The organism is Paenibacillus zanthoxyli JH29 (genome assembly GCF_000520715.1).
GTDB classification, from domain to species: Bacteria; Bacillota; Bacilli; order Paenibacillales; family Paenibacillaceae; genus Paenibacillus_AQ; species Paenibacillus_AQ zanthoxyli.
The window spans coordinates 1-4,592 of record NZ_ASSD01000478.1; the positions used below are offsets into that span (position 1 = coordinate 1).

Here is a 4,592-nt window from a genome sequence, read left to right on the forward strand (position 1 = left end):
AGAATCGCTGAGCTTATCGCTCGTTATGCTCTCGGGCGACAACTTGAGCGAAGTCACGGCATGATCCGCGAGATGATGGGGCTGAACCGCTTCGGCGGCAAGATGGTAGCTCTGCACGCTCGCCTCTTCCAGATGGCGGGACTGGATGGAGAAGGGGGCGATCTTCGAGCCGGTCACCGATTTATCCTGAAGTTCCTCTCCGCTGACCGCGCCTTCAGCCAGCCGGTCGCTGCCAATGCTCTTGGGCGCAAGCTTGTTTCCAGTGATCGAACTGTCGGGCAGCAGCTCCGGGGAGCGGACCTCAGCCGACAGATGCAGGAGCGTAATTCCACCAGCCACGATGTGGCGGCCTTCCACCCAGCCGTCCGCCAGATGCTCTCCAGCTACAGATTCCGCAGCCAAATGCTCGGAGTGGACGGCTCCCTCACCGAGTTTTCCAGCGGTGACGCTGCCGTCCTGAAGCTTTACGGACGAGACCGAACCCGGCTGGAGATGGCCGAGTCCGATGGATGAGGAGCGGATATGCCCGCCGCTGATACTATCGGGGGATACATGCTCTGACTGAACCGCTCTCGACTGAATAGCTTCCTTCCCAACCGAACTTTCCGCAAGATGCTCCGATTGAACAGCCGAGGCCGCCAAGTGCTCCCCGCCGACAGAGGATGGAGCGAGATGGCTGCTCTGCACGCTCGCCTCTTCCAGATGGCGGGACTGGATGGAGGAAGGTGCGATCTTCGAACCGCTCACCGCTTCATCCTGAAGCTCCGCTCTGCCCACCGCACCTTCGGCCAGCTGATCATTACTGATGCTCTTCGGTGCAAGCTTGCTCCCGGCAATCGATCTGTCGAGCAGCAGATCCGAGGAGCGCACCTCATCTGACAGATGCTGAAGTGTAATCCCGCCGTCTGCGATATGCCGGCCTCTCACCGAGCTGTCCGTCAGATGCTCCGCATTGACGGATTCCGGGGCCAAATGTACGGGACCGACAGCATTTTCCCCCAGTTTATCGGCGGTGACGCTGCCTTCCTGAAGCTGGACGGATGAGATCGAGTCCGGCAAAAGATGGCTAACGCCGACAGACAGAGAGCGGATATGCTCACTGCCGATAATGCCGAGGGACAAATGCTCCGACTGAACCGCTCCCGCCGCGATTGCTTTCTTCCCTACCGAGCCGTCCACCAGATGCTTCGATTGAACGGACGATGCCGCCAGCTTGGCGGATTGTACGCTGCCGTCAGCAAGCTTGGCGGCAGTTACCGCGCAATCTCCAAGCTTGTCGTTCGTTACGCTCTCGGGTGACAGCTTGAGCGAGGTAACCGCATGATCCGAAAGATGATGAGGCTGAACCGATTCTGCGGCAAGATGGAAATCCTTTACTGCGCCTTCCGCCAGCTTATCCCCCGAGACCGATCCTGGCTGAAGGGCAATAGGGGCTACGCTGTTCTTGCGCAAATGCCGGGTATCCACCGCCCCGGCCGCCAGATGCTCGGCTTCCACCGCCGCGTTCTGCAGAATACGGGCACTGACGCTGGAATCGGCGAAATGCTTCTCTCCCACCGAGCAGAACGCGATATGCTCTCCGCTGACCGCACCCGGCGCAAGTGCGGCTCCGCCAACCGCACCTGCGGCCAGCTTGCTTGCAACTACACTGCCGTCAGCGAGCTTGGCTGCGGTAACGCTCTGCGGACGAAGATGCCCTTCGCCCACCGCTTCCCCGGAGAGCTCCCCGCCCCCAACGGCTCCGGCCGCCAGGTGCCGGGAATGCACCGCGTTGTCCTGAATCTGGCCAGGTCCCACCGCATCAGCTGCAAGCTGTTCTTCGCTTACAGCTTCACGCTGAAGGTGGGCGTTGCCCACGGACTGAGGGGCAATTTGCGGACCGCGCACGGCGGATTTGGCGATATGCCGGGTGCTCACGACCTCGTCGGCCAGCTTGTGCCCGAGCACGCTCTGGTCGGCAATCTTGGATGAGGTGACCGCCTGTTCCACAAGCTGCGCCGTGCCTACAGCGCCTTCCGCCAGCTTGGCGTAAGTTACGCCCCGGTCCGCCAGATGACGTCCCGCAATCGCTCCGCTGGCGATATGCCCGCCGGCGATGCTGTCCGGCGCAATATGCGAACTCTGTACGGAGTCACCGGCTAGCTCCTTGGAACCAACCGCTCCTTCAGCCAGATGCCCGCTGCCGATGGTGCCAAGCTGGATCTGCTCCCCGCTGATGATCCGGCCCACGAGTTGTTCTCTGCCGATGGCCCCCGGCGCTAGATGCTTCGCGCTTATAATGCCATTTCCCAGATGGCGGCCTTCGATGATACCTTCCTCCAGCTTTGCGCCGGAAATAGAGCCGTCTTCGATGATGTCGCCGCCAACCGATCCGTCGACGAGCTTGGAACGGTCGATAAGTCCATTCTCCAGATGGCGGCCGGCAATCGAGCCGCTCTGGATTTTGTCTCCGGTGACCGCTCCTTCCTCCAGCAGCTCGGTGGTGACGACGCATTCACTCAAATGGCGGCTTTCAATCGACCGCTCGGCAATTTTACTGGCATCGATCAGACGGTCGGCCAGCTTCTCTGGACCGATGCTGCCCTCCTTTAGCTTCTCGCCGCCGATGGAATGGTCCAGCAGCTTACCGCCCGAGATGCTGCCTTCGGCCAAATGCTCACCAGACACGGATGCCGGCGCGATTTTGACCGAAGTTATCGCCTTGTCCGCGATATGGATGGTTTGCACTGCATAATCCTGGATCCAGGGAGCGCCGATAATGCCAGGCTTCAGCTTCGATCCGTCGATGCTGCGCGGAGCAATTTTGGGTCCGGTCACCGCTCCGTTGGACAGGTCGTCGGTGTATACCTTCCGCTTCTCTTTCTCCAGTTTATCGGCAAAAGAGAGCATATCCGGCTTTACGTCGGCAGTGACGTCTATGGCTTCCGCCACCGAATGCAGCGCCAATGCCTCTTTTTCCATGTTGTCTGCCGGTTTGACAGCCGGGGCTATGGTACCTTCTGATTTAACTGCCGGGACTATGATGTCTTCCGGGTTAACAGTCGGGGCCATGGTGTCTTCCGGTTTGACAGTCGGGTCTATGATGTCTTCCGGTTTGAAGGTCAGGTCTATATCCGTTTCATCACTTTCCACATCACCCTTCCCAGACTGCTGCCACCCGTCTTCCAGTATACTCAGTTCCTTGATGTTGGGATTATCCACAAAATACAGCCGTTTTTTCGCCTTGCTCGGCAGCTTCTTTCTGGATCTGCTCACAAGCAGTCCCTCCCTCCCTGTGTTATCGCCTAAGCATCATATGCGGGAAATCGGGCGAATGACACCCTTTTATCCCATTTCAGAAACCAAAAGGCGTATAGAGATAGAGATCCATCTTATTAGACAAGCTGCTCGGTCAAGCGGACAACTATTTTTATCCATATGAAAGGAATATGTAAAAAGGGCTCCTGCCACTCGCTCATTCGTCCACCCTGACAAGCGGATATGCACATATCTTAAGAAGAGATCGACATTAGCCGCAAGGCGCGGATTACCACCCGGGAGGGATAGACTAATGGAGCAAAAACTCATCGGCATACTACTGAATGCCGCCGCCCACCGGGGGGTTCCCCAAGGCAGGACGGGATGGGAATCCCTTGCACGCTATGAGGAAGCTGCGGATGCCTACGGCCTGACTCCCTGCTATTTGAAGCTGTCGGACATTGATCCCGCCTCCGGTTACAGCGCCGCTTATATCAAGGGTCCTCAAGGCTATAAGAGAGTCGTTATACCGATTCCCCAAGTCATCCATAACCGGGCGATTTATCCTCCCGGAAATACCGGGACACAGCGGCTGGCCGCCCGTGGGGTCAAGTTGTTCAACCGGCGCAGCAGATACGGCAAGGATGAGATCCACAGGCTGCTGTCGCTTAATCCGGAACTTCTCCGCCATCTTCCGGGTACGGAGGCCGGAAGCAAAAGCCTGCGGAGAATGATGGAGCTGTATCCGGATCTTATCCTGAAGCCCCGCCGGGGGAGCATTGGTAAAGGGATCATGCGTCTGAGACGCGAAGACCAGAAAGGCTGGGTCTTGGATTATCTGCATAAGGACCGGATGGTCACTGTCAATATCGATCCCTCCAAACTCCCGCATGCGCTGCTGCGCCGCATGAATGCCGGCTCTTATCTCATTCAGGAGCGCATTCCGCTTGCGGAGGCGGGCGGAAGACCCTTTGATTTACGGGTCACCGTCCAGCGGGGATGGGGCGGCGATTGGGCCGTAACCGGCCTCTTCGCCAAGCTGGCGCCTCCCGGCGGCTTTGTCTCCAACATCGCCCGGGGCGGAGAAGCTGCGCAAGCTTCCTATGTGCTGGAGCAGGCTTTTCCCGCCCGCGCCGCCGCTCATTACCGCATGTCGGCTGCAAGCCTTGGCATTGCGGTCGCACACTGCCTGGAGAGCAGCCTGCCGGGACTCGCCGATATCGGACTCGATATCGGACTTACGCGGGACGGACAGCTTTTTTTCATCGAATGCAACGGACGAGACCAGCGGTACGGATTCTATAAGGCGGGACTGCCTGAAGTCTGGAAGGACAGCTACCGGCGGCCGATGGGAT

General features: G+C 58.7%; 1 protein-coding gene and 1 pseudogene. One reads left to right on the top strand and one right to left on the bottom strand.

The window, feature by feature from the left end:
- Positions 1-3,255: pseudogene (locus L691_RS0118360) on the bottom strand (hypothetical protein); the annotation flags it as partial.
- A gap of 295 nt (positions 3,256-3,550) precedes the next feature.
- On the opposite strand from L691_RS0118360, the gene L691_RS0118365 reads away from it, so the two are divergent.
- Positions 3,551-4,592, top strand: a 1,042-nt coding sequence (locus tag L691_RS0118365) for a YheC/YheD family endospore coat-associated protein (protein WP_025691868.1), incomplete at its 3' end; no start/stop codon positions are given.